At 41.1% G+C, this 21,446-nt stretch carries 22 protein-coding genes and 1 tRNA gene; 18 read left to right on the forward strand and 5 right to left on the reverse strand.

Annotation, left to right across the window (positions count from 1 at the left end; translation table 11 throughout):
- Positions 1-199: 199 nt before the first annotated feature.
- From hisG to glyS, 11 genes are all read left to right on the forward strand, one after another.
- Positions 200-1,759: an ATP phosphoribosyltransferase gene (gene hisG, locus KQI58_RS00325; protein ID WP_216405456.1), complete on the forward strand. Its 1,560-nt coding sequence runs from the start codon at positions 200-202 to the stop codon at positions 1,757-1,759.
- On the forward strand, positions 1,756-3,036 hold the full coding sequence (hisD, locus tag KQI58_RS00330; protein WP_216405458.1) for a histidinol dehydrogenase: 1,281 nt from the start codon (positions 1,756-1,758) through the stop codon (positions 3,034-3,036). Before hisG ends, hisD begins: the two co-directional genes overlap by 4 nt.
- Complete coding sequence (hisC, locus tag KQI58_RS00335; protein ID WP_216405459.1) at positions 3,033-4,091, forward strand: histidinol-phosphate transaminase; 1,059 nt, start codon at positions 3,033-3,035, stop codon at positions 4,089-4,091. Before hisD ends, hisC begins: the two co-directional genes overlap by 4 nt.
- Positions 4,088-4,681 carry an imidazoleglycerol-phosphate dehydratase HisB gene (hisB, locus tag KQI58_RS00340; protein WP_216405461.1) on the forward strand — a complete coding sequence of 198 codons (594 nt, stop codon included), beginning with the start codon at positions 4,088-4,090 and terminating at the stop codon, positions 4,679-4,681. The genes hisC and hisB overlap by 4 nt, the downstream gene beginning before the upstream one ends.
- Positions 4,682-4,693: 12 nt before the next feature.
- Positions 4,694-5,320: an imidazole glycerol phosphate synthase subunit HisH gene (gene hisH, locus KQI58_RS00345; RefSeq protein WP_216405463.1), complete on the forward strand. Its 627-nt coding sequence runs from the start codon at positions 4,694-4,696 to the stop codon at positions 5,318-5,320.
- A complete protein-coding gene (gene hisA, locus KQI58_RS00350; protein ID WP_216405465.1) occupies positions 5,317-6,039 on the forward strand; it encodes a 1-(5-phosphoribosyl)-5-[(5-phosphoribosylamino)methylideneamino]imidazole-4-carboxamide isomerase in 723 nt (240 codons plus the stop codon). Before hisH ends, hisA begins: the two co-directional genes overlap by 4 nt.
- Entirely contained in the window at positions 6,036-6,794 is a 759-nt protein-coding gene (hisF, locus tag KQI58_RS00355) for an imidazole glycerol phosphate synthase subunit HisF (RefSeq protein ID WP_216405467.1), read from the forward strand. Before hisA ends, hisF begins: the two co-directional genes overlap by 4 nt.
- Positions 6,795-6,805: 11 nt before the next feature.
- On the forward strand, positions 6,806-7,438 hold the full coding sequence (gene hisIE, locus KQI58_RS00360; protein ID WP_216405469.1) for a bifunctional phosphoribosyl-AMP cyclohydrolase/phosphoribosyl-ATP diphosphatase HisIE: 633 nt from the start codon (positions 6,806-6,808) through the stop codon (positions 7,436-7,438).
- Between the two features lie 12 nt (positions 7,439-7,450).
- Positions 7,451-8,278 (forward strand): histidinol-phosphatase, encoded by an 828-nt coding sequence (locus KQI58_RS00365; protein ID WP_216405471.1) that lies wholly within the window; start codon positions 7,451-7,453, stop codon positions 8,276-8,278.
- Between the two features lie 521 nt (positions 8,279-8,799).
- Positions 8,800-9,687: a glycine--tRNA ligase subunit alpha gene (gene glyQ, locus KQI58_RS00370; protein WP_216405473.1), complete on the forward strand. Its 888-nt coding sequence runs from the start codon at positions 8,800-8,802 to the stop codon at positions 9,685-9,687.
- 1 nt (position 9,688) lies between these two features.
- A complete protein-coding gene (glyS, locus tag KQI58_RS00375; protein ID WP_216405475.1) occupies positions 9,689-11,767 on the forward strand; it encodes a glycine--tRNA ligase subunit beta in 2,079 nt (692 codons plus the stop codon).
- Between the two features lie 32 nt (positions 11,768-11,799).
- On the opposite strand, the gene KQI58_RS00380 is transcribed toward glyS, so the two are convergent.
- From KQI58_RS00380 to KQI58_RS00395, 4 genes are all read right to left on the reverse strand, one after another.
- Entirely contained in the window at positions 11,800-12,741 is a 942-nt protein-coding gene (locus KQI58_RS00380) for an AEC family transporter (RefSeq protein WP_216405477.1), read from the reverse strand.
- 124 nt (positions 12,742-12,865) lie between these two features.
- Positions 12,866-14,800 carry a fructose-1,6-bisphosphatase gene (locus tag KQI58_RS00385; protein WP_216405479.1) on the reverse strand — a complete coding sequence of 645 codons (1,935 nt, stop codon included), beginning with the start codon at positions 14,798-14,800 and terminating at the stop codon, positions 12,866-12,868.
- 14 nt (positions 14,801-14,814) lie between these two features.
- Entirely contained in the window at positions 14,815-15,627 is an 813-nt protein-coding gene (locus KQI58_RS00390; protein ID WP_216405481.1) for a pyruvate, water dikinase regulatory protein, read from the reverse strand.
- An 11-nt stretch (positions 15,628-15,638) separates the two neighbouring features.
- A complete protein-coding gene (locus KQI58_RS00395) occupies positions 15,639-16,268 on the reverse strand; it encodes a helix-turn-helix transcriptional regulator (protein WP_010739999.1) in 630 nt (209 codons plus the stop codon).
- Positions 16,269-16,513: 245 nt separating this feature from the next.
- On the opposite strand from KQI58_RS00395, the gene KQI58_RS00400 reads away from it, so the two are divergent.
- The 3 genes from KQI58_RS00400 (at position 16,514) to KQI58_RS00410 (ending at position 18,104) form a co-directional block, all read left to right on the forward strand.
- Positions 16,514-16,585, forward strand: a tRNA-Glu gene (locus KQI58_RS00400).
- A gap of 121 nt (positions 16,586-16,706) precedes the next feature.
- Positions 16,707-17,759 carry a 1-aminocyclopropane-1-carboxylate deaminase/D-cysteine desulfhydrase gene (locus tag KQI58_RS00405; RefSeq protein ID WP_216405483.1) on the forward strand — a complete coding sequence of 351 codons (1,053 nt, stop codon included), beginning with the start codon at positions 16,707-16,709 and terminating at the stop codon, positions 17,757-17,759.
- A 21-nt stretch (positions 17,760-17,780) separates the two neighbouring features.
- Positions 17,781-18,104 carry a hypothetical protein gene (locus tag KQI58_RS00410; protein WP_253295701.1) on the forward strand — a complete coding sequence of 108 codons (324 nt, stop codon included), beginning with the start codon at positions 17,781-17,783 and terminating at the stop codon, positions 18,102-18,104.
- 131 nt (positions 18,105-18,235) lie between these two features.
- On the opposite strand, the gene KQI58_RS00415 is transcribed toward KQI58_RS00410, so the two are convergent.
- Complete coding sequence (locus tag KQI58_RS00415) at positions 18,236-19,120, reverse strand: helix-turn-helix domain-containing protein (RefSeq protein ID WP_216405485.1); 885 nt, start codon at positions 19,118-19,120, stop codon at positions 18,236-18,238.
- Between the two features lie 100 nt (positions 19,121-19,220).
- On the opposite strand from KQI58_RS00415, the gene KQI58_RS00420 reads away from it, so the two are divergent.
- The 4 genes from KQI58_RS00420 (at position 19,221) to KQI58_RS00435 (ending at position 21,443) form a co-directional block, all read left to right on the forward strand.
- Positions 19,221-19,940, forward strand: a complete 720-nt coding sequence (locus KQI58_RS00420) for a CPBP family intramembrane glutamic endopeptidase (RefSeq protein ID WP_216405487.1) — start codon at positions 19,221-19,223, stop codon at positions 19,938-19,940.
- Positions 19,941-20,134: 194 nt separating this feature from the next.
- The gene (locus KQI58_RS00425; RefSeq protein ID WP_216405489.1) at positions 20,135-20,338 is read left to right on the forward strand and encodes a helix-turn-helix transcriptional regulator; all 204 of its coding nucleotides are present in this window, start codon (positions 20,135-20,137) and stop codon (positions 20,336-20,338) included.
- A 1-nt stretch (position 20,339) separates the two neighbouring features.
- Complete coding sequence (locus tag KQI58_RS00430; RefSeq protein ID WP_253295702.1) at positions 20,340-20,774, forward strand: hypothetical protein; 435 nt, start codon at positions 20,340-20,342, stop codon at positions 20,772-20,774.
- Positions 20,775-20,969: 195 nt separating this feature from the next.
- On the forward strand, positions 20,970-21,443 hold the full coding sequence (locus KQI58_RS00435; protein ID WP_216405491.1) for a hypothetical protein: 474 nt from the start codon (positions 20,970-20,972) through the stop codon (positions 21,441-21,443).
- Positions 21,444-21,446 lie beyond the last annotated feature (3 nt).

Here is a 21,446-nt window from a genome sequence, read left to right on the forward strand (position 1 = left end):
CGGCAGGAAAATTAAATACAAAAAAATGACTTAGGATGCCAGTTCAGCTTTTCGCAGTGTATGGCATTCGGACTGAATACAACAAAGTAGGGCAAAATAAAGCTCGAACTGTCTAGCTGAATGGTATACGGTAGGAAAATCAGACTTAATTTTCTGTAAAGAAAATTAAATACATAAAATTGACTTAGGAGTGATAAGTGTGGAAGAATTATGGGAAGTATTAAGACCCGAGGAACAAATCGAATTAAAATTAAGAAAGTTATATACTCAACATCATTTTCATCCTTATCACTTAAACAATTTTGAAGAATATGGCGACTATCAGCAAAATTACAACTTTTTACGAAATTCCTCCATCATTACCTTTACCGGAAACGATGGTCGGACAATGGCATTGAAGCCGGATGTGACGCTGTCAATCGCGAAGAATACGCCGGCTGGCGAAGCACGAAAAGTGTATTATGTGGAAGATGTGTATCGCCATGACCGTCAAGCGGGAGAATACCAGAAGATTTATCAGATCGGTTTGGAGATTATTGATGAGATTACTTGGGAGGATCAGCTGGAAGTATTAAAGCTGGCTTGGGAAAGTTTAACGTTGGTTGGTGAAGGCACATTGGATCTGTCACATATGGGGATCATCAATGGGATCTGTGATCGTTTTCCAGCGGAGGATCGCCAAAAGGTGTTAGATTGCTTGCGAGATAAAAGTTCTCACGGCATGGATGAGCTGACAGCCAAAGCAGGTTTATCAAAGGAAGAATCTGATAATTTAGCGAAATTGGTACGTTTATCAGGAGATTTTGAAACTAAATATCAGCGCGCGAAAGTCTTATTAGCGACTTATCCTGAAGCACAAGCAGGGTTAGAAGAGCTGAAACAGCTATACAAAGCGATGCAGGAAGAGAAGCTCTCAGAAAAGATCCGTTTGCGGATTGATTTTTCGATCATGAATGATGCGGATTATTACAGCGGTTTATTATTTCAGGGCTTTATCAAAGAAGCGCGCGAAACGATTTTGTATGGTGGACGCTATGACCGCTTAATGAGCCGTCAAGGAAAAAATCAAGGGGCGATCGGTTTCGGAATGAAGCTGAATCATGTTGGGCAAAAGTTACCATCTGATAATCAAGGCTCGGAATATTTAAATATCGCTTTGCCTAAGGGGCGAATGGGCGATGCGGTGTATGATCTTTTCACTAAAGCAGGTGTTGCGGCTGAAGGTGTCTTTGAAGATAATCGCAAATTGATTTTTAGTGATGAAGACAATAAATTACGCTTCTTTTTAGTGAAGCCTAGTGATGTGGCGATCTATGTGGAGCATGGAGCAGCAGATATTGGTGTTGTAGGTAAAGATATTCTATTGGAAAGTAAAGCAGAGGTTATTGAGTTTCTGGATCTGCATATGGGTGCCTGTCGTTTAGCAGTGGCTGCTCACAATGATTTTGAAGAGGATTTCTCACGACCGTTACGTGTATCGACAAAATACCCGACAATCACTCGCGAATTTTATGAAGGCATCGGACGTTCTGTAGAATTGATTCATTTACATGGTTCAATCGAGTTGGCCCCTTTGTTGGGCTTATCCGATGTGATCGTTGATATTGTCGAAACGGGAACAACTTTAAAAGAAAATGATTTGAAGGTGATTCAAGATATCGCGCCATCTTCTGCTCGGTTGATCATTAACAACGCAACATGGCGCTTTAAACAGGAACGAATTCAAAAAGTGATCGAGAAGGTGAGGAAGCAACTATGAGAGTTTACTCAACACAAAAGGATCCATTAGCCGATATTTTGGCACGGAAATATTCTGAAACGGCTGATGTTTCTGCGGTGGTCAAAAAAATTATTGAACGTGTACAACAAAATGGGGATCAAGCGTTGTATCAATTGATTGAAGAAATTGATCATGTCACGCTGAATTCATTAGCTGTTAGTAAAGCAGAAATCCAAGCTGCTTTGCAGGCCGTATCGCCAGAATTATTAACGGTGATGAAGCAGGCGAAAGAGAACATTCTATCCTTCCATCAAAAACAAGTACGTCAAGGATTTGTTTCAACAGAACCAAACGGTGTTGTGATGGGGCAGCGGATCATTCCTTTAGCACGTGTCGGAGTCTATGTACCTGGCGGAACGGCGGCTTATCCCAGTACAGTCTTGATGGATGTCTTGCCAGCTAAGATCGCTGGTGTGAAGAAAATTGTCATGATGACTCCAACAGATAGTGAAGGAAATGTTCCAGCAGCTATTTTAGCAGCAGCGTCTATTGCTGGAGTAGATGAGATTTATAAAGTGGGCGGTGCACATGGCGTCGCGGCACTTGCTTATGGAACAGAGACGATTCCGAAGGTTGATAAGATCGTGGGACCAGGAAATATTTATGTCGCAACGGCAAAGCGTATGGTATATGGCGAAGTTGATATTGATATGATTGCAGGACCGAGTGATGTGTTGATTGTTGCTGATCACAGCGCAAATCCTCGCTGGATTGCAGCTGATCTGTTAGCGCAGGCAGAGCACGATAAATTGGCACAAGCCATCCTGGTGACGACTGAAGAAGCATTGATCGAAAACGTTCAGACAGAACTAGAGCAGCAGTTAGCTGTCTTGCCACGTAAAGAAATTGCTGGGGCAGCTATCGAGAATACGGGAAAAATTATTTTGGTGAAGGATTTGGAAGAAGCGATTTCGATTGCCAATCAAATCGCGCCAGAGCATTTGGAACTATCTGTAGCAGAGCCCTTTGCGTTGTTAGGCAAGGTTGAAAATGCCGGTAGTGTCTTTTTAGGTCATCACACTCCAGAGGTTTTAGGTGATTATTTTGCAGGACCGAATCATACACTGCCAACTGAGGGCACTGCTCGGTTTTATTCACCATTATCGGTGGATGATTTCATTAAAAAGAGCAGCTACCTTTATTATACCGAAGAGGCCATGAGCGAAGTGGCTTCAGGAGTAGAATTATTCGCGGAGACTGAAGATTTAATGGGGCATGCTCGTTCAATGAGAGTCCGAAGGGAGGAAAAGGAATGACCTTTTTAGATCAAAAATATCAGGACCTCACTCCTTATACACCGGGTGAACAGGTAAACGAGCAAACATATATTAAATTGAATACAAATGAAAGTCCTTATCCGCCAGCACCGAGCGTAGAAGCAGCAGTTGCTGAAGCTTCAAAAAGCTTAAATCGTTATTCGGATATTGCAGTTGAAATCGTTGCGAAACCTTTATCAGAGTACTTGGGGGTAAAAGAAGAGCAGCTGTTTCTCGGCAATGGCAGTGACGAAGTGCTTTCGTATATTTTTCAGGGCTTTACGGAAAACGGAATTGCCTTTCCAGATGTGACCTATGGTTTTTATCAGGTCTATAGCGGATTGTATAAAGTGGATTCGACAGTTGTTTCATTGAACAATGATTTTTCTCTTGATCTTAACGAATATGACCGTTTGAAGGGGACAGTAATTTTTGCCAATCCGAATGCGCCAACGGGAGTTTATTTGCCGCAGGCGGAAATTTGCGCATTTTTAGAGCGTCATCCAGACCGCTTAGTTGTGGTCGATGAAGCGTATATCGATTTTGGCGGTACGTCAATGGTCTCTTTGATCGATCGCTATAAAAATTTATTTGTAGTAGGAACCTTCTCCAAATCTCGTCAATTAGCAGGTGCGCGATTAGGCTTTGGTGTTGGGAACACGGAGCTAATCGCGGATATGAATCGCTTGCGTTTTAGCCTAAATCCTTACAATGTCAATAGCTTGACTCAAGCTGCTGGTGGCGCAGTCCTCCAGGAGCAGGAATATGTAGATCAAAAAATTCAAGAAACGATCCAAGTCCGGGAATGGAGTAAACAAGCGTTAACGAAGCTAGGCTTTGAACAAACCGATAGTCAAGGAAATTTCTTATTTGCGATGCATCCTAAAATTGCTGGTGAAAAATTATTTGCTGCTTTGAGAGAAAAGAAAATCCTTGTCCGCTGGTTCAATCAGCCACGAACAAAAGAATATTTGCGGATCACGGTTGGAACACAGGAACAAATGGAGCAGTTGATCATAGCTTTGACGACTATATTAGAAGAGGTGGACGCATGAGAAAAGCAGAAGTGACGCGCAATACATCGGAAACAAAGATTCAACTGGCATTGACAGTCGACGGTACAGGAAAACAAACAATCAAAACAGGCGTGGGTTTTCTGGATCATATGTTGGAATTATTTGTTCGGCATGGACGATTTGATCTGGATTTGGTCTGTGATGGAGACATCGAAGTGGATGCGCACCATACGACAGAGGATGTGGCGATCGTGATTGGTCGAGCTTTTTCTGAGAGTTTGGGCGAACGTCGGGGGATTAAACGTTATGGCAGTATGCTGCTGCCGATGGATGAGGCTTTAGTGATGACAGCGATTGATATCAGCGGTCGCGGGATGGCGGTCGTTGAGTTAGATATTCCTAGTGAAAAAATCGGTTCGCAATTTGATACAGAGTTAGTCGAAGAATTCTTTATTGCTTTTGCTCGAGAACTGGGCGCGACCATTCATCTGCATCAAATTGCTGGAAAGAACAGTCATCATATCGTGGAGGCTTGCTTCAAAGGCTTTGGGCGTGCGCTCGGCGATGCGGTGGCAATCAATCAATTAGCGCCAGATGAGATTCCATCAACTAAAGGTACGATAAATTAAGGGGGACGGTCTATGCTAGCAATTATCGATTATGGTGTCGGCAATCTTTTTAGTTTGTCACGCTCGTTGGAGTATTTAGGAGTGGAATGTCAGGTTACGCGTTCGTTAAAGGAATTGAAAGCAGCTGATCGAATTATTCTGCCGGGTGTAGGTGCTTTTGGCGACGCACGGAAAAAGCTGGAGGAATTGTCCTTAGTTGAACCGATCCAGGAGCTGGCAGCTTCTGGCAAACCGTTTTTAGGGATTTGCTTAGGGATGCAGCTGTTATTTGATAAAAGCGAAGAATTTGGAGAACACTCTGGCTTAGGCTTGATTCCAGGACGGATTGTGTCGATGCGAGAGGCGTTTGATCAAGCAAAACTTGATTTAAAAGTCCCACAAATCGGTTGGAACAGGTTGGATGTCCGGAAAACGGAAAGTCCTTTGGTAAAATCCTTAGGCGAAAATGATTTTGTCTATTATGTTCATAGCTACTATGCGACAGATTGTCAGGAGCATTTGGTTGCTGACAGTGAATATGGTGTTTCGATTCCAGGGATCGTGCAAAACAACAATGTTTTTGGTACACAATTCCATCCGGAAAAAAGCGGCGAGGTTGGTCTGAGTATTCTAAAAGCATTTACGGAGGTGCCAGCATGAAAATATTCCCAGCAATCGATCTCTTAGATGAGAAAGTCGTGCGTCTGTATCAGGGCGATTATGATCAAAAAGAAGTCTTTGGCGATGATCCTGTTGCCTTCGCGCAGTCCTTCGAAAAGGCGGGTGCAAAGTATTTGCATCTCGTTGATTTGGATGGTGCCAAAGCGGGCAAGCTGCATTACTTTGGGATCGCGCAAAAAATTGTTGAAAACACGAATCTATTTGTAGAAGTTGGCGGCGGAATCCGTGATGAAGAAACCATCGAGCATTGTTTATCCGCAGGTGTCGATCGAGTCATACTTGGAACGATCGCTCAAAAAGATCCCGAATTCACGCAGGCAATGCTGAAAAAATATGGCAATAAAATCGCGATCGGTGTTGACGCCAAAGATGAAAAAGTCGCAGTCGAAGGTTGGCTGGAAAAAACGGAGACGGATGCGTTTGAATTCTGTCAGCAACTCGTTGAGTGGGGGGCTGAAACGATCATCTTTACTGAAATTTCTCGTGATGGTACAGGTGAAGGAATCAACTTGCCATTATATGAAAAGCTCAATCAATTGAACATTGAGATCGTGGCTTCTGGCGGTGTGGCTTCCTTAAAGGATATTGAAGGCTTGAAGCAATTGGGTGTTTCCAGTGCGATTGTCGGAAAGTCATTATACAATGGAAGTTTAAAGCTAGAGGATGTTTTAGCAGCGGGCGAGGAGGATGACCAATGATCGCAAAACGAATTGTTCCATGTTTAGACGTTCGAGATGGACGCGTGGTTAAAGGCGTGAATTTCGCTGGTTTGCAGGACGTTAATGACCCGGTAACTTTGGCTCGTTTCTATAATGAGCAAGGAGCAGATGAGCTGGTTTTTTATGATATTACGGCTTCAGCAGAGGAACGTGGTCTATTCACTGATATTTTGAAGGGTGTTGCCTCAGAAGTCTTTATCCCTCTAACTGTCGGTGGCGGAATCAACGAGGTGTCTGATTTTGAACGGGTCTTGAATTGCGGCGCGGATAAGGTCAGTGTTAACTCTGGCGCTATTCGCCGTCCGCAGCTGATTGAAGAAGGAGCAAAACGTTATGGCAGTCAGTGTGTCGTTTTGTCCGTCGATATTCGCCGCGTTGGCGATCAATGGCATGTTTTTGCTAAAGGTGGTCGTGAGGATACGGGATTGGAAGCCTTGGAATGGATTCGTCAAGGGGAACAATTAGGTGCGGGTGAGTTAGTGATTAACAGTATGGATACTGATGGCGTGAAACAGGGCTTTGATTTGGAACTATTGAAGGCTGTCAGTGAAATCACCACGTTACCAATCGTGGCTTCCGGTGGTGCAGGGAAAAGCGAAGATTTTATTGACCTGTTCCAATTGCCGAAGATCGAGGCAGGTCTTGCTGCATCGATTTTCCATTATGGCGAAGTAAAGATTCCGGATTTGAAAAAACAATTGATGGCGGCAGATATTCCTGTCCGTATCGTTTGAGGGGGAGCAACATGACGAAGTTGAAATTTGACGATCAAGGGTTAATTCCGGTGATCGTACAAGATGCTGAAACCAATGAAGTATTGACTTTGGCGTATATGAATCAAGAAAGCTATGAGTTAACATTGAAGGATCAGCTAATGACCTTCTATTCTCGCAGTCGTAAGGAATTATGGCGTAAAGGCGAGACTAGTGGCAACTATCAACACTTGGTATCGTTGAAGCTAGACTGCGATCAGGATGCTCTCGTAGCGAAGGTTAAAAAGGATGGACCGGCTTGCCACACTGGTGCAGAGAGCTGCTTCAATGAAGTATTATACGGTGATGATCAAAAAGCGACGATCGATGCGTTGTACGAATTAATCAAGGGACGGAAAGAGACACCGCAGGAAGGCAGCTATACGAGCTACCTGTTTGATAAAGGGGTCGAGAAGATTCTGAAAAAAGTCGGAGAGGAATCTACGGAAGTCGTGATCGGTGCAATGAAGGATGATCGAACCGAAACCGTTTTTGAAATTTCTGATTTAGCGTATCATGTATTGGTATTGATGGTAGAGCTGGGAATTGATTTGACCGAGGTACGCCAGGAATTAGCGAACCGACATGTTGTTGATAAAAAAGTTAAGCAAGAACGGATGCAGTAGGGGGAATCAGCGATGTTCTATTCAAATGCCCATACCCACAGCACATGGTGTGATGGAAAAGCTACCTTAGAGGAGATGGCACAAGCTGCAGTTGATTTGGGCTTTACGGATCTGGGGTTTACTTGTCACTCTCCCGCACTTTTTGATCCTAGCTGTCCAGGTGTGTGTAATGAAGTAAAATATCAAGCAGCTTTGCGCGAGCTTAAGGATAAATTGGCTGGTAAGCTAAACATCAGTTTAGGGTTGGAATGGGATTATTACAGTGCCGACCCAATTGATGGCTATGATTATACAGTCGGTTCTGTGCATTATTTTCCACCACGTCAAGGAATTTTTCGCAGCGTTGATGAAAGTCCTGAAAGTCTGATGAAGACATTAGACGAGTGGTATCAAGGAGATGCGTTGCAACTGGTGCGCGATTATTATGATACAGTCGTGAGACATATTGATCAGAACCATTCGATGATCGTGGGCCATTTTGATTTAATTACGAAATTTAATGAAAAACAACCCTGGCTGGATGAAGACAGCATGGAATATCAGGCGATCGCTTCGAAGGCGCTGAATGATGTGATCGACATTATTCAAACTTATGATGGAATGGTGGAGATCAATACGGGGGCAATTTCTCGGAATTGGCGTACGACTCCTTATCCCAATCCTTTCCTGCTGAAGCTTTTGAAGAAAAGAGACTGTCCGATTATTATCACCAGCGATAGTCATGAAACATCGACCTTGACGTGTCATTTCCCTGAAACCGTTGAATTATTAAAAACGATCGGGTTTACAGAAACAATGCAATTGAAAGATGGTATTTTTCAGCCGATTCCTTTTGACTAGCTTATTTTGCTATAAGGACTGTTTCGATAGAAATTTTGAAACATGTCTGATGCAATTAGCAGAAAGATTTGACAAAAGGGGTCCGGTGTCGCTATTATAGAACCAAGTTGAATAGGTGCGAGGATCAAATTTAGAAATTTGTGGAAAACACAGCGAGTCTGGGATAGTGGAAGCCAGAAAGGGAAACAAATTTTGTTGGCGTTTGTGAGCACATTTAGTGAAAGCTGCCAAGCAACTGCTTGGAAGTAGGGTGGAACCGCGTTGATACGTCCCTATGTCGATTATTTCGGCATAGGGACTTTTTTGCGAGTTGCCAGTTGCACTTTTCGCAGTTTATATGGTGAAAGAAGAAAACAATGGTTTTGAACAAATTTGTGATCAAGGTTATTAGTGCAATGGTATGCGTACGAAAATAAGCTCATTTTTCCTGTTTTTGGAAAAATGAATTTCCTTCAAATGAGCTAGCCACCCTGCAAGTCAAAAGATAAATAAACTTCAATAATAAACCAGGAGGAAACAGAATGAGCAAATTAACAGTGCAAGAAATGATTTTATCGTTACAAAAGTTTTGGTCAGACAATGGCTGTATGCTGATGCAGGCCTATGATACGGAAAAAGGAGCGGGAACAATGAGTCCCTACACCTTCTTACGGGCGATCGGACCTGAGCCATGGCGTGCGGCTTATGTAGAGCCTTCACGTCGTCCTGCTGACGGACGTTACGGTGAAAATCCTAACCGTTTGTATCAACATCACCAATTCCAGGTGGTAATGAAGCCTTCTCCAAAAAATATCCAAGAGTTGTATTTAGACAGCCTGCGCCTATTGGGCATTGATCCACTAGAGCACGACATTCGTTTTGTAGAAGATAACTGGGAAAATCCTTCGATGGGCTGTGCTGGTGTTGGTTGGGAAGTTTGGCTTGATGGAATGGAAATCACTCAGTTCACGTATTTCCAACAGGTCGGTGGACTACAATGCCATCCTGTAACCTCTGAGTTAACTTATGGGTTGGAGCGTTTGGCTTCTTATATTCAAGAAGTCGACAGTGTGTATGATTTAGAATGGAGCGACGGCGTTAAATACGGCGAAATCTTCAAGCAGCCAGAATACGAACATTCAAAATATTCATTTGAAGAAAGCAATCAAGACATGCTTTTAGATAATTTTGAAAAATTTGAAAAAGAAGCGAAACGCTGTATCGATGAAAATCTAGTGCATCCAGCCTATGATTACATTTTGAAATGCAGCCATACGTTTAATCTGTTGGATGCACGCGGGGCTGTTTCAGTGACTGAACGTGCTGGCTACTTAGCTCGTATCCGTAATATGGCGCGCTCTGTTGCGAAAATCTTCGTGGCTGAGCGGGAAAAACTAGGCTTCCCATTATTGAATCAGGAGGGCAAATAAGATGGCGAAAAATCTACTATTAGAAATCGGTTTAGAAGAAATGCCAGCCCACGTGGTTTGGCCAAGTATCAAACAACTAGAAGAAAAAGTTTCGAAGTTTTTATCAGAGAACAGCTTGACCTTCGAATCCATTGAAACCTTTTCAACTCCTCGTCGTTTGGCGATCCGAGTAACCAATATTCCTGATCGTCAAGAAGACGTGCAAGAAGAAGTTAAAGGTCCAGCGAAGAAAATCGCGCTAGATGCGGAAGGTAACTGGAGCAAAGCGGCAGAAGGCTTTGTCCGCGGCCAAGGCTTAACAACTGATGCGATCACTTTCCGTGAATTAAACGGTGTGGAATATGTCTATGTGACAAAATATATCCATGGAAAAGAAAGCAAGGAAGTTTTAATTGGACTTCTGGATGTCGTCAAGAGCATGAATTTCCCAACCATGATGCACTGGGGCGACACGATGTTTGAATACGTTCGTCCGATCCATTGGATTGTCGCATTACTGGATGAAGAAGTGATTCCTTTTGAGCTATTAGATGTTCAAACGGGATGTACAACAGAGGGTCATCGCTTTTTAGGTGATCAAGTTGAACTTTCTGATCCAAGCGAATACGAAGTAAAATTAGAAGAACAATTCGTGATTGCAGATGCCCATAAGCGTCAGCAAATGATCGTGGAACAAATCGAAGAAATCGCTGAAAAGAATAAATGGGTGATTGATCTTGACCCTGATTTATTGGAAGAAGTCACAAACCTAGTGGAATATCCAACCGCATTTGTTGGCGATTTCGAAGAGCGTTTCCTATCGGTACCAGAAGAAGTGCTGGTTACTTCAATGAAGGAGCACCAACGTTACTTCGAAGTTCGCAACCAAGCAGGAATGCTGTTGCCGCATTTTATTTCTGTTCGTAACGGAAACAGTGTGAAATTAGATAACGTCATCAAAGGGAACCAAAAAGTTTTGGCTGCTCGTTTGGAAGACGGTGAATTTTTCTTTGAAGAGGATAAGAAATTATCGATCGACGATTGCGTTGAAAAATTGAAGAATGTAACCTTCCACGAAAAAATCGGTAGCATGTACAAAAAAATGCAGCGGGTCGGCTTGATCAGTCAAGTCATTGGAAAACGTATTGGTTTGAGTGAAGAAGAATTAACGGATCTGAAACGCGCATCAGAAATCTACAAATTTGATTTAGTTACCAACATGGTCGGTGAATTCCCTGAATTACAAGGAATAATGGGCGAAAAATACGCTCTGCTGAAAGGGGAAAAACCTGCTGTTGCCACTGCGATTCGTGAGCACTATATGCCGATTTCCTCAGAAGGTGAACTGCCAAAAACAACGATTGGTGCAGTTTTAGCGATCGCTGATAAGATTGACAGTGTACTTGGCTTCTTCGCTGTTGGCATGATCCCAAGCGGCTCAAATGACCCTTACGCACTGCGTCGTCAAACATACGGCATCGTGCGAATCGTCGAAGCGCAAGGCTGGACCTTCCCATTCACAGATATGCAGGGTGCAATCGTGGATGCGATCAATGAAGATGTTCTGGATTACGGAATCCATTTCAATCGTGATCAAAAAGAGTTCATTGAGTTCTTTAAGGGACGTATCCGTCAACGTTTGCAAATTTACAACGTCCGTCATGATATCATTGACGCCGTTTTAGATTCACACCAGGATGATTTGGTTCAAGTCTTTAAGACAGCCCAAATTTTTGATGAACATTTGACTGATGAGCATTTTAAAGAAGCGATGGAAGCTTTGACACGTGTCATTAATCTGACGAAGAAAATGGACCCAGATGTCATTACCTTCAAGGTTGATCCTAAGCTGTTTGAAAATGATACCGAAAAAGAATTGTACGAGGCGGTGAAAGAAGCCGAAGATCAATTCGCAAACCAAAGCATGGCTGAAAATTATCAAACCTTGACGAACTTGCGTCCAGTGATCGAACGGTATTTCAATGAAACCATGATTATGGTAGAAGATGAAAAAGTACGCGATAATCGTTTGAATCAATTAGCGATCATCACTCGTATGACGAATGCGCTAGCAAGTATCGACAAAATTATTACAAAATAATAGAAAGCTTTCGAGTTTGCGCTCGAAGGCTTTTATAGTATTAATTTTAATAATAGCGGAATGTACGCGAGATATAATAGCACCGAGTAACCCAATGAAGAAGCCGCGAACTGCTGATCCGCGCCATAGGAACGGGCCAGAATGGGGACAGAGTTTTGAACCGGCATCGCAGCTTGGATGATGAAGACGGAGAGCATCAAAGGCGGTACGGTGATCCATTGTCCCAATAGCCAGACAATTAACGGAGAGATTACGTAGCGACCAACGATCACACCAATAATATCCTTATTCAAAGTCAGATTTTTGATCCCCACGTTATAGACGATGATCCCGATGACAAACATCGATAAGGGTGTCGTCAAATTAGCCAGATAGCTTAGAAAAGTCGCGATGGAATCTGGAACAGTAATGTTAACCAAGACAGCACACAAGCCAAGCAAAAAGCCTAACAGTGCTGGAGAGAAAATCTTTTTCAAAATTGGAATTAGATGGAAATTAACTGTCGCTTGTTCGATTTGAGGATTGTCGCGGGCAATAAAGTAAATGCCCAAGGTCCAAAAGATCGTTGTATTAACGATGTAATAGAGCAGGACATAAGGAACTGCTTGTTCACCAAAGATTGCCAAATTAATTGGCAAACCGATAAAAATCGTATTGGAGCAGGTGAACATTGTAGAAAAGATTCCTTTACGAGCAGGGGTGATCCGAAAGATGCGACAATAGGCAAAGCTCATGACAAAAGTTAGCAGCATAGAAAATAGGGGAATGATCATCCCGCCAACAAGATGTAAAAATTCTGATCGAGAAAAGTTTTTCGTGATCGTCAGAAACATATTACAGGGCAATGCAATCTGTAGGACTAGCTTCGAAAAGGCATCCCCGATTTGATTAGAGAACCATTGCTTATACGTCAGCACGTAGCCGATAAACATTAAAACAAAAATAAAAAGGATATTAATATACGCGGAAATCATTTTTTCACCTCGCATCTACTATACAGAAAAACACGGGTGCCATCAATGGCACCCGTGTTGACAATTTTTCTTCTTGCTTCAAAGGTAATGTTGTTCGTACGAAAAGTGGTTCGTTAACAGTAAGCTAGCTGTTGTTATGCTCTTGATAATTCAATAACCCAGAGAGATTTTCGATCTGTTCTTCCAAGCTATCGCCGACTGTCGTATCTTTGATCAAAATGCGTTTCAGATCTTTATCGATCACACGTTTCAAGGAAGTCTCATCAGCCTGCTTGGCTAATAGATTCTTGACGGATTCAAACGGGTCATGAGTGACTAGCTGGAAGCCGTAGGAATTATTCAGTAAAGAATAACCAGCGATTCCTGTGGTTTTTTGATAGGCTTTAGAAAGTCCTCCATCAATGACAAAGAGCATTCCTTCACCTTTAATTGGCGATTCGCCATCTTGAACCTTAACCGGTGTATGGCCGTTAATGATCCGCGAGTTTGGCGAATACAAAGCAAACTCCTCTAAGATCATCTGACAAGTCTCATGTGTATCACGAAATTTATAGTAGGGATTTTTGATTTCCTTATGTGTCTTTTTATCAGCAATAAAATAGCGCTCGAATGTCGTCATGGCACTCTTACCAAACTGCGGTGATATTTTCCCGGTCCAGCAATTCCAGATCCAATCCGCAGCGGGACTATCCGTTTGTTGACTTTGACAGCCAGAGCGAATTTGCTCCTCAAAGAAATTCAAAAGATCTTTGCCGGCATAGTCTTTGCCATTCACAGTCAATGGCAGGAAGCTGCCGTCGGCCTTTAATGGCAGACAGCCATGGAAGAGCAGATGCTGATTGTACACAAGATACATTGAGCCTTTATCCAAGAGCAGCTGCATATGCTCTTGCATTTTCGTCGATTGCTGGAAGGAAGCTAGCAGCATATCTACTACATAATCCTCTTGTTCAGTCAGAGCATGAACGTCCTCCTGTAAGGTTTGGAAGCAGCTGCCTTGCAGCGGATAATCTTTTCCAGCTAAGCGAACCGTATTTTTATCGAAATCAATCTTTTCAAACAATAAACGATCGTCCATTTGAAATTCAGGATGACGTTTGATCAACTGACCTTCCAACTTAAACTGTAGGATGGACAAGGCCTGATGGACCTTCTCTAAGCTATCTAAGCTTTCAATCGAATAACTTTCGCTGCTGTTTTTTTCCTTCGGTGTGAAAATCGGATTCTTTTCGTAATGCTCCTCCGCATACATGAATAGCGGCCGTAGATTTAGCGCATACGCCTGTTCGATCTCATATAGGTAATTATAGCGCGCAGCAATCCGCAATAAGGTCATTAAACAAGCACGAGAGCCTGCGAAAGCACCCATCCAGAGAATGTCGTGATTGCCCCATTGAATATCAACAGAAGGATGCTGACACAGCTTATCCATAATTTTATCTGCCTCTGGTCCACGATCGTAAATATCGCCGACTACGTGAAGATGATCGACTACTAGACGTTGGATGCTCTGACATAAGGCAATAATAAATGTCCGACCCTGCTCCAAATCTAAAAGATGGGCCAGAATCTGGTCGAAGTAAGCCGCCTTGTCAGAATAATTCGTATCGGTGTACATCAATTCTTCAATGATATAGGCATAACGCTTAGGAAGTGCCTTTCTTACCTTTGATCGCGTATATTTGGTTGAACAAAAGGCCAGCAGTTCTAATAGCTGACGGATCTTTTTTCGATACCAAGAGCGATCCCGATACGCATAAAACTCTTTATCATCTAATGCTTCACGTGGATAGGCCACTAAAATTGTTAGCTTATCTTTTTCATGCTCCGTAAGGCGATCTCCAAAGAGCAGGCTGATTTTTTCTTTGATGTTGCCGGCACCAGTGCGCAGGATATGATCAAAGGCGGTAAATTCCCCATGAATATCACTGATGTAAAGTTCGGTTCCTTTGGGCAAATGCATGATGGCTTCTAAGTTGATGAGTTCAGTCATGATTGCCTCCTTGGTACTAAATTCTTTTTCCAACATTTGATAATATTTTTCACGGGTTGATAGCATAACGTGCTCCCCTTTTATAAACGATTATCCAAATGCTCACAAATCAACGTTGCTGATTCTTCAATTGATTTGTTGGTAACATCCAGAGTAAAGGCACCTAGTTCATCGTATACGCTTAAGGCATAATCTACTTCTTCTTTGATCCGATTGATATCTGAATAGCGAGAATTTTCTGCCAAGCCTAAAGAATTCAAACGGCTCATGCGGATTTTTTTCTGAACTTCTGGTTCGATCATCAATCCAACGATCTTTTCTTTCGGAACGTGTTTGATTTGTTCAGGTAGAGGGACCTCCGGAATTAACGGAAGGTTCGCCACCTTCAAACGATTATTCGCTAAATACATGCTTAGGGGAGTCTTCGAGGTACGTGAAATACCCAGCAAAACAAGATCTGCTTCTAAAAAGCCCTTCGTGTCTTTGCCATCATCATATTTCACCGCGAATTCGATTGCAGCCACACGATCAAAATACTCTTGATTCAGTTTGTGGACCACACCGGCTTTTTGCAGCGGAGCGACACCCGTTTTTTGATGAACAATATCCATGAACTGGCTCATCAAGTTAATGTATTGCAGGCCTGTGCGTTCACCGAAATCTTCGACAATTTTAGTCAAGTTGTCGCTAACTAAGGTCGTTACTACAACGGCACTGTCTTTTAACGCATCGCCTAGAATACTTTTCAATTCTTCTTCATCTTTTGTAAACGGAAAACGATAAGACAAATCAAAATCTACTGTAGGGAATTGGGCTGCTGCGGCATTAACTAATTTCAGCGAGGTTTCGCCGACTGAATCAGAGATCATGTATAATGGTACACTTCTTTTCATTGTTTTCGCTCCTATCGATTGGTTTCAGTTTGTTTTGCTTGCTGCATGATATAGTTGAAAATACGAGATTTCGTAATTTTTCCGATCACTTTTTTTGGATCATCTTCACTGACTACCGGCAGTGAATCAACTTGGTAATCAAGTAAGACTGCGCCAGCTTCTAAGATCGTGTAATCCTTCGTGCAGGTTTGCAAATGCGGTGCACGAGTCATAACGACCGCTACGGGAGTACTTTGCAGGTTGCTGTTCAACGACGCACGCAATAAATCTTTGCGCGACAATAGCCCGACAAGATGCTGCTCTTTGTCGGTCACATAAATCGAGCCAACATCATACATAAACATATTGGTGATCGCATCATGGATCGAGGTGTCTTGCGGCGTTAGCAGAGGCGACAGCATGATCTCTTCTACTTTGACAGAAAAAATTTTGTCGAACAGAAATTGTTCGATGCCCACTCCTGTGTAGGTGTAACCAACTTTCGGGCTTGCTTCCAAAATTCCTGCCATTGTCAAGAAGGAAAGATCTGTACGTAAAGTAGCATGCGAGATTCCTAAGTGATCGGCGATTTTCTCGCCGCTTAGCGGTTGATCGCGTTTGACGATCTCAATGATTTTCTCTTGCCTTTGTGATAGATTCATAGGTCCTCCTAGTAATGCATTCGTTCTTCAGTGAGAAAAAATGAATTGGATTTTCTTTCAATTGTCATTGATGGATACTCCAAAAAACTCAACGACTTGAATACACACCCTATTATACACGTAATAACTATATAAACAACATGATAGATTAAATAAACACATATTTAAAAATTTCAGAAATAAAAAGGGATATTGCTTTCTAAAAAATGAGTTTAGCAGTATAATTCTTTTTGTTGATGAGACATAACCCGTTAGTCAAGGGGTCAAGACGCCGCGTTCTCAGCGCGGAGGCACGGGTTCAAATCCCGTACGGGTTATACCTAGAGTTGATATCCAGTTGGGTATCAACTCTTTTTTTGTTCATTTTTCTAGTCACATGAAATAATTTGTACTATATACTATAGGTAGTACAAAAATAGCTAGACGAGGAGGAACAACATGGAAGCTGCGAATGTAAAACGGCTGTTAAAGCAAAAATCCAAAGCAAATTTGGGCTTTTATCCCACCCCATTTTATCGGTTAAATAATTTATCCAGAAAGCTAGGAGTCAATTTGTTTATCAAGCGAGAAGATTTTTCCGGGCAGAGTCTCTTTGGCGGCAACAAAATCAGAAAACTTGAGTATCTGATCGGAGATGCTAAAGAACAAGGCGCAGAATATGTTTTTACCTTCGGAGCGACTCAATCGAATCATGCCATGCAGACAGTCGAAGCTTGTCGCAAAGAAGGCTTAACACCGATTTTATATTTAGTTGCTTATGTTGAGCCCGATGAGCAGGATCTTCGCAGTAATTTATTGTTGGATCGAATTTTAGGAGCAGAAGTTCATGTTATCCTTAAAAATCCCGGTGAGACAGAGGAGGAAATGAGTGCTCGCTCTGTCGAACTAGCACGAGAGCACATGGAACGTCTAACAAAGGAAGGACACAAATGCTATGAGATTCCCATGGGCGGTGCTAGTCCGATCGGATCAGTCGGTTTTATTGATGGGTTTGTAGAACTTGCAGAGCAAGCCGCAGATAGTGGAGAAGAGTTCGATTATTTAGTTCACGCGACTGGATCAGGCGGAACGATGGCAGGCTTAGTCGCCGGAAAGAAATTGTTGGGGCATCCTATACGGATTCTCTCATTTGACGTAATCGGTCATGATTCCAGCTATTTAGAAAGTTCAGCGAAATTAGGAAATGAAAGTTTAATATGGCTAGGAGCAGAGGCTTGCTTAACGGCTGAAGACTTTGAGCATGACAATCAGTATTATTTACCTGGCTACGAAATGCCAAGTGAGGCTGGAAATGATGCGATTCGGCTACTGGCAAGAGAAGAGGGACTGTTTCTAGACCCTGTTTACTCTGGCAAGGCCTTCGCTGGGATGCTGGATTATATTGAAAAAGGTATTATTCCACAAGGTAGCAACGTGATTTTTCTGCATACTGGTGGAGCTACGGCGCTATTTGCAGAAAAAGAAATTTTGGGGAATTTATTGGATAAATAATTCGATTGGGAGGGATAGGAAATGAGCAAAAAGGTGATTTGGATCTGGTCGACAAATTCGAATCAGGGGTTCAGAGGATTTGCGACTACATTTGGCATGCTAGTCAGACCTTACAAATTTCAAAAAGAAGTTCGAGAAGCTTTAGCACCAGAGTGGGAAGTTGAGTTTATCAGCGATGATATTTCGGAAGACGAAATACCTAAAGGCGATGCAACTATTTGCAGTCAAGCCATGGCTATCTATCTAGACAAAGACAGATATCATAATCTAGTAGTAATCCCTGAGCTGGAGCTTATGCAGTATGATTATTCAGCGATTAAAAAAAGGTTGGCAGAGTTTTTATAGGATTTTTGATTACTAGAAGAGTTGTTTATCTATCACTCATCAAATAGTATACAGAATAAATAGACTACGATCTCGATAGTAACTGAGGCGTAGTCTATTTAGCGTAGGCACTTTTCTTTTAAAATAAGAAGCTATTCTTGATATCTTTGATAGTAATTTTTAGCTTTTTCCAGATGAAGTTGAGAAATAATTTTATAGAATTGGGTTTCAGAAGTGGTCATATCGCTTAATTGATTTAGCAACTCGTTTAGCTTTTGTGAATATATCGGAAAATCGAAGTAACTGTTTACGATACAAGTCATAAAGCGTAACTGTAGGGATAAATATAGATGGTCGGACTTAGTCACTGCCTCAGCATAAAGCTGCAAACACTCTTTAGCCTCGTCTACATCATTGATCATCAATAACCATTGAATACGATTGAAATAGAGATCGCTGATTTCTTCGTAGTATAGTTTGGCATCAAAAAGTTCATATTTTGCTAATTCATCAAGAAGTCTCGAATAAAGCTGATTTTCCTTTTCCTTCTCTTTTTCCGAATAGGAAAGAAGCACAAGTTTTGCCAATTTTATTTCCTTTAATGTCCACATTTTGGAAGTGTCCAAATACGTAAGAATCTCTAAAAAAGGAGCGCGAGAAAAATTATAAAAATTGGTATTCGTAATAAGTACCAATAAGTAAGACTTAATCGCCAGATAGCGAATTTCTGCATGAGAATGTGATCTGTATTTTTCAAAAATTTCATAAAGAGCTTCAAAGTTGCCGCTTTTATACAATTGATCAATCTCAATATCTAGAGCCTTCTCTTCATTTTTGTTTTGACTATCTTTAAAGTAATCAAACTCTGCTTGGGTAATTCCTAGGTTATTCAAAAATCCTTGAAATTTGGTCACTTCGACAGAGTGCTTTCCAGCTTCAAAATCACTATAAAATGTTTTTGAGGCAATCCCAGAATAAACTTCCTTTTGTGTAAATCCTTTTTGTTTGCGAATTGATTTAATAATTATTTCGTTCATACATACTCCTATCTGAAATTCCTGTATACAGGAATTATACTTGTTTTCTGTTTCTTTTTGCATGCTATATTGTAAAAAAACAAATAGAGGAGCAAAAAAAATGAATAAAACATATTTTAAATTAATCGGTGGGGCACTTGCTTTAACAATGGTAATCAGTTTCTTCTCAGCTATCGGAATCGCATTGAAAATGAACGAGAATGGGGTCATTTTGTGTCAGATAGCGGCATTTCTAATTTGTGGACTAGTTAGTTTTCTTTATATGAAGAAAAAAGATCCAACCTTGAAACAATTCGGATTCAAAAAGGTGAAGCCAAGTAAAAGACTTGTAGGATTTATGGTATTGACTATCTGTATTCAGCCAGTTGTTTTAGGAATCAATTTCAATCTTTCCCTTTCAACGTTAGGTTTGATTCTTATTCAAATGTTGTTCGTTGGTTTTGTTGAAGAAACTTTCTTTCGCGGAATTATTTTCTATTCTTTAAGAAATAAAGAGCCAAAGGTTTTTATTGCTTTTTCTAGCGTAGTATTTGGTCTTCTACACCTAGCAAGCAGTTTAAACCCTGATACTGCATTTATCTTAGTTATTTTACAAATCATCAATGCTTTGCTGCTAGGACTAATTTTCTCGTTAATTTATCACTCAAATCAATCGATCTACACGGTCATTATTTTTCATGCACTATTCAACATATTCGCCTCAATTGCAAGTATTTCTTCAATCGAGAAAAATATTATCGCGGTGGTTCTATTGAGTATTTGCTATATTCTTTTCTTGATCTATTACCGTACAATTCTTTCAAGAAAGGTTTTTAGCTAAATTTTCTTAGGTAGTTGATTCACTCGACTCCATGGGAAATATTTTTAAGTTAACAGGATATCTTTAGAAATAAAGTGCTTTATTGGACTATCACAGATGTGATGTTCTTTTTTTGTAAAGATATCTTTACTTGTTCATGGAAATAGAGTATTCTTTTTGTAAAGATATCTTTACATTGGATTGAGGGGATAGAAATGAACGTTCATAATCAAATCAAAGCAATCCGTGAATCAAAAAAGATTCCACAAAAGAAAATGGCGGAGGATCTAAATGTTTCCCGCCAAACAATGACTGCGATCGAAACGATGAAGTACAATCCCAGCTTGGAATTAACGCTAAAGATCGCGCAGTATTTTGAAATGTCAGTAGAAGAAATTTTTCAATTAGAGGAGGAGTAATATGATATTAAATGTAGTTCTTTTTGCTATTTTTTTTGGACTAGCATTATATTCAATTATCGGGCTATTTACACTACTTAAGGTACTAGTCGGAGTCCACCGTTATGATGAATTAGAGAGAAAAGCTATTTTTGACGCGTTATCTATGAGTATGTTGACTATTCTTATTGTGAATTTACTTCAAATGGTACTATCCTTTAATCTACCCACTGAATGGAGAGGAATTGTATCACCTGGCGGATTTTACAACGGCGGATTAGTAACTAACGATCCATTACATTTTGATAGCTTTCTATTTGATTGTTCAGTTGTTGGAATCTGGTATATGGTTCGCCGATACCATTTTGGATTGATCGCTAAGAGAAATATCTTTATACCGATTATTATCTTCGTATTAATTGTTATGTTGCCAACTCTGGCTTCATTCATGTTTTGATTTTTGAAAACTAGACCTTTCATGTCATGAGCAACTCTCTTAATGTACGTTCAAGACAAAATAATCTATTTTTAAGATCATTCTTCAAAATCGGACGAAATTAATAGTATAATGGAACCAACTTTGTGAAATGTTTGCTTAGGGTTGTTGCGACATTTCATAAATGATTGAAAATTGTTGAGTTGGAGTGATTAGATGGAAAAGCATTTGAAGAAAGCAAAAACATGGAACATGGTATTGATTATTTTAGGGTTACTTTCGGTGGTATCTTCAGTTGTAGGGTTACCAAAATCGTTGAACCCAAAGCTGAGTGACTATGAAATGTTAGGATCAATGGGGCAGCAGATGTTCGATTACGCGAATAATCCACTGATAAAAGGAATCTCGGTGTTATCTCTAGTGATTTCGATCGTTTTGCTGATTTTCTATTTTATGGCAAATAAGAAATTAGCGGATGAGATTACTCCAGTAAAATTTCCTTACTATATTGAAATTGGATGGAGCCTTTTAAGTACAGCAATCGGCTTCATGCTGCAGCCGAAGATGCAAATGGACGGGTTTGATTTCTCCTTTATGACGCTGATCATTGGGATAATCTTTCAAATCATTTTCCTGATCCCAGCAATTTTAGTGATCGTCCATCTTTTTAAAGCAGAACCAGAGGAGTAGCAG

Source organism: Enterococcus raffinosus, assembly GCF_018917525.1.
Classification (GTDB): Bacteria; Bacillota; Bacilli; order Lactobacillales; family Enterococcaceae; genus Enterococcus_A; species Enterococcus_A raffinosus_A.

What these genes read in the sequence shown, in the direction of transcription:
- glyS (WP_216405475.1), top strand. Translation starts at nt 9,689, where the DNA reads ATGGCGAAAAATCTACTATTAGAAATCGGTTTAGAAGAAATGCCAGCC.
- KQI58_RS00430 (WP_253295702.1), top strand. Translation starts at nt 20,340, where the DNA reads ATGATATTAAATGTAGTTCTTTTTGCTATTTTTTTTGGACTAGCATTA.
- KQI58_RS00405 (WP_216405483.1), top strand. Translation starts at nt 16,707, where the DNA reads ATGGAAGCTGCGAATGTAAAACGGCTGTTAAAGCAAAAATCCAAAGCA.
- KQI58_RS00365 (WP_216405471.1), top strand. Translation starts at nt 7,451, where the DNA reads ATGTTCTATTCAAATGCCCATACCCACAGCACATGGTGTGATGGAAAA.
- KQI58_RS00415 (WP_216405485.1), bottom strand. Translation starts at nt 19,120, where the DNA reads ATGAACGAAATAATTATTAAATCAATTCGCAAACAAAAAGGATTTACA.
- hisF (WP_216405467.1), top strand. Translation starts at nt 6,036, where the DNA reads ATGATCGCAAAACGAATTGTTCCATGTTTAGACGTTCGAGATGGACGC.
- hisIE (WP_216405469.1), top strand. Translation starts at nt 6,806, where the DNA reads ATGACGAAGTTGAAATTTGACGATCAAGGGTTAATTCCGGTGATCGTA.
- KQI58_RS00435 (WP_216405491.1), top strand. Translation starts at nt 20,970, where the DNA reads ATGGAAAAGCATTTGAAGAAAGCAAAAACATGGAACATGGTATTGATT.
- KQI58_RS00410 (WP_253295701.1), top strand. Translation starts at nt 17,781, where the DNA reads ATGAGCAAAAAGGTGATTTGGATCTGGTCGACAAATTCGAATCAGGGG.
- KQI58_RS00420 (WP_216405487.1), top strand. Translation starts at nt 19,221, where the DNA reads ATGAATAAAACATATTTTAAATTAATCGGTGGGGCACTTGCTTTAACA.
- KQI58_RS00390 (WP_216405481.1), bottom strand. Translation starts at nt 15,627, where the DNA reads ATGAAAAGAAGTGTACCATTATACATGATCTCTGATTCAGTCGGCGAA.
- hisH (WP_216405463.1), top strand. Translation starts at nt 4,694, where the DNA reads ATGCTAGCAATTATCGATTATGGTGTCGGCAATCTTTTTAGTTTGTCA.
- hisD (WP_216405458.1), top strand. Translation starts at nt 1,756, where the DNA reads ATGAGAGTTTACTCAACACAAAAGGATCCATTAGCCGATATTTTGGCA.
- glyQ (WP_216405473.1), top strand. Translation starts at nt 8,800, where the DNA reads ATGAGCAAATTAACAGTGCAAGAAATGATTTTATCGTTACAAAAGTTT.
- KQI58_RS00380 (WP_216405477.1), bottom strand. Translation starts at nt 12,741, where the DNA reads ATGATTTCCGCGTATATTAATATCCTTTTTATTTTTGTTTTAATGTTT.
- KQI58_RS00385 (WP_216405479.1), bottom strand. Translation starts at nt 14,800, where the DNA reads ATGCTATCAACCCGTGAAAAATATTATCAAATGTTGGAAAAAGAATTT.
- KQI58_RS00425 (WP_216405489.1), top strand. Translation starts at nt 20,135, where the DNA reads ATGAACGTTCATAATCAAATCAAAGCAATCCGTGAATCAAAAAAGATT.
- hisB (WP_216405461.1), top strand. Translation starts at nt 4,088, where the DNA reads ATGAGAAAAGCAGAAGTGACGCGCAATACATCGGAAACAAAGATTCAA.
- hisC (WP_216405459.1), top strand. Translation starts at nt 3,033, where the DNA reads ATGACCTTTTTAGATCAAAAATATCAGGACCTCACTCCTTATACACCG.
- KQI58_RS00395 (WP_010739999.1), bottom strand. Translation starts at nt 16,268, where the DNA reads ATGAATCTATCACAAAGGCAAGAGAAAATCATTGAGATCGTCAAACGC.
- hisA (WP_216405465.1), top strand. Translation starts at nt 5,317, where the DNA reads ATGAAAATATTCCCAGCAATCGATCTCTTAGATGAGAAAGTCGTGCGT.